Genomic DNA, 3,393 nt, shown 5'->3' with positions numbered 1-3,393 from the left:
TGTCCGGCTGCGTCCTACTCTCCCACACCGTCACCAGTGCAGTACCATCGGCGCTGAAGGGCTTAGCTTCCGGGTTCGGAATGGAGCCGGGCGTTTCCCCTTCGCTATGACAGCCGAAACTCTATGGAGATATCAAGTCAGTGGGTGGTGTTCCCGTTTGTATCTCGGGAACTGCACAGTGGACGCGGAGCATCTTTGTAAGTCAAGTTATCGGCTTATTAGTACCGGTCAGCTCCACACATTGCTGTGCTTCCACATCCGGCCTATCAACCCAGTAGTCTAGCTGGGAGCCTCTCGCCCTCGCGGGCCTGGAAACCTCATCTTGAAACGTGCTTCCCGCTTAGATGCTTTCAGCGGTTATCACTTCCGAACGTAGCTAATCAGCGGTGCCCTTGGCAGGACAACTGACACACCAGAGGTTCGTCCATCCCGGTCCTCTCGTACTAGGGACAGCCTTTCTCAAGTTTCCTACGCGCACAGCGGATAGGGACCGAACTGTCTCACGACGTTCTAAACCCAGCTCGCGTACCGCTTTAATGGGCGAACAGCCCAACCCTTGGGACCTACTCCAGCCCCAGGATGCGACGAGCCGACATCGAGGTGCCAAACCATGCCGTCGATATGGACTCTTGGGCAAGATCAGCCTGTTATCCCCGGGGTACCTTTTATCCGTTGAGCGACGGCGCTTCCACAAGCCACCGCCGGATCACTAGTCCCGACTTTCGTCCCTGCTCGACATGTCTGTCTCACAGTCAAGCTCCCTTGTGCACTTACACTCGAAACCTGATTACCAACCAGGCTGAGGGAACCTTTGGGCGCCTCCGTTACCTTTTAGGAGGCAACCGCCCCAGTTAAACTACCCACCAGGCACTGTCCCTGATCCGGATCACGGACCGAGGTTAGATATCCAGAACGACCAGAGTGGTATTTCAACGTTGACTCCACCATCACTGACGTGACGGCTTCACAGTCTCCCACCTATCCTACACAAGCCGTACCGAACACCAATACCAAGCTGTAGTAAAGGTCCCGGGGTCTTTCCGTCCTGCTGCGCGTAACGAGCATCTTTACTCGTAGTGCAATTTCGCCGAGTTCGTGGTTGAGACAGTGGAGAAGTCGTTACGCCATTCGTGCAGGTCGGAACTTACCCGACAAGGAATTTCGCTACCTTAGGATGGTTATAGTTACCACCGCCGTTTACTGGCGCTTAAGTTCTCAGCTTCGCCGTGAGGCTAACCGGTCCCCTTAACGTTCCAGCACCGGGCAGGCGTCAGTCCGTATACATCGTCTTGCGACTTGGCACGGACCTGTGTTTTTAGTAAACAGTCGCTTCTCCCTGGTCTCTGCGGCCGATCACGCTCAGCCAGCTAGTGGCGTCACGATCAGGGCCCCCCTTCTCCCGAAGTTACGGGGGTATTTTGCCGAATTCCTTAACCACGATTCACTCGATCGCCTTGGTATTCTCTACCTAACCACCTGAGTCGGTTTGGGGTACGGGCGGCTCGAACCTCGCTAGAAGTTTTTCTCGGCAGCATAGGATCACCCTCTTCCCGCATTCGCGGTCACTATCAGGTCTCAGGCTTCATGCGACCCGGATTTGCCTGGATCGCGCCCTACACCCTTGGACGTGGACAACCATCGCCACGCGGAGGCTACCTTCCTGCGTCACTCCATCGCTTGACTACTACCAGATCGGGTCGTGCGCTCCACACACCCGTTGGACCCGAAGGTCCGGTGGGCGTGCTTCAGGCACTTAGCATCACAAGGTTCGTCATGGGCGGTCCTTCGCCGGTTCCGGAATATCAACCGGATGTCCATCGACTACGCCTGTCGGCCTCGCCTTAGGTCCCGACTTACCCAGGGCAGATTAGCTTGACCCTGGAACCCTTGGTTATTCGGCGGACGGGTTTCTCGCCCGTCATTCGCTACTCATGCCTGCATTCTCACTCGTGTGGCCTCCACGGCTGGTTCACACCGCCGCTTCCCTGGCCACACGACGCTCCCCTACCCATCAACACGCCTGGACACCGAACCCGCAGGTGTCGGTGCCGAGCAGTATGTCAATGCCACAGCTTCGGTGGTGTGCTTGAGCCCCGCTACATTGTCGGCGCGGAATCACTTGACCAGTGAGCTATTACGCACTCTTTAAAGGGTGGCTGCTTCTAAGCCAACCTCCTGGTTGTCACAGCAACTCCACATCCTTTCCCACTTAGCACACGCTTAGGGACCTTAGCTGGTGATCTGGGCTGTTTCCCTCTCGACTACGGAGCTTATCCCCCGCAGTCTCACTGCCACGCTCTCACTTACCGGCATTCGGAGTTTGGCTAACGTCAGTAACCTGGTGAGGCCCATCAGCTATCCAGTAGCTCTACCTCCGGCAAGAAACACGTGACGCTGCACCTAAATGCATTTCGGGGAGAACCAGCTATCACGGAGTTTGATTGGCCTTTCACCCCTACCCACAGCTCATCCCCTCAGTTTTCAACCTAAGTGGGTTCGGTCCTCCACGCAGTCTTACCTGCGCTTCAACCTGGCCATGGGTAGATCACTCCGCTTCGGGTCTAGACCCAGCGACTATGGGCGCCCTGTTCGGACTCGCTTTCGCTACGGCTTCCCCACACGGGTTAACCTCGCCACTGAGCACTAACTCGCAGGCTCATTCTTCAAAAGGCACGCTGTCACCCCACACGCCCAACGGCGGGAGGCTCCAACGGATTGTAGGCACACGGTTTCAGGATCTATTTCACTCCCCTCCCGGGGTACTTTTCACCTTTCCCTCACGGTACTTGTCCGCTATCGGTCACCAGGGAATATTTAGGCTTAGCAGGTGGTCCTGCCAGATTCACACGGGATTTCTCGGGCCCCGTGCTACTTGGGATCCCCACCGGGAGTCCACACCATTTCGTCTACGGGGGTCGCACCCTCTGTGCCGAGCCATTCAATGCTCTTCGACTATGACGCAGATTTCTCACTCCCCGCCGACCTGTCAGAGCCGGCTGGCGGGTCCCACGACCCCGAACGTGCAACGCCTGACAGCTATCACACACGCCCGGTTTAGCCTCATCCGCTTTCGCTCGCCACTACTCACGGAATCACATGTTGTTTTCTCTTCCTGTGGGTACTGAGATGTTTCACTTCCCCACGTTCCCTCCACACACCCTATATATTCAGGTGCGGGTGACTGGACTTGCCTCCAGCCGGGTTTCCCCATTCGGAAATCCTCGGATCACAGTCTGGTTATCGACTACCCGAGGCTTATCGCAGATTCCTACGTCCTTCTTCGGTTCCTGGTGCCAAGGCATCCACCGTGTGCCCTTAAAAACTTGACACTACAAAGATGCTCGCGTCCACTGTGAAGTTCTCAAAATACAACCGGCACCCCACACCCACCAC

At 56.5% G+C, this 3,393-nt stretch carries 2 rRNA genes; both read right to left on the bottom strand.

Annotated features, from left to right (window positions below):
* Position 1: 1 nt before the first annotated feature.
* Positions 2-118, bottom strand: a 5S ribosomal RNA gene (gene rrf / locus NR112_RS22165).
* An 80-nt stretch (positions 119-198) separates the two neighbouring features.
* A 23S ribosomal RNA gene (locus NR112_RS22160) occupies positions 199-3,329 on the bottom strand.
* Positions 3,330-3,393: the final 64 nt, after the last annotated feature.

Origin of the sequence: Terrabacter sp. Ter38 (assembly GCF_024519435.1) — a bacterium.
Classification (GTDB): domain Bacteria; phylum Actinomycetota; class Actinomycetes; order Actinomycetales; family Dermatophilaceae; genus Terrabacter.
Note: the sequence above shows the minus strand (reverse complement) of the source record. Positions and strands in the feature narration are given on the sequence as shown.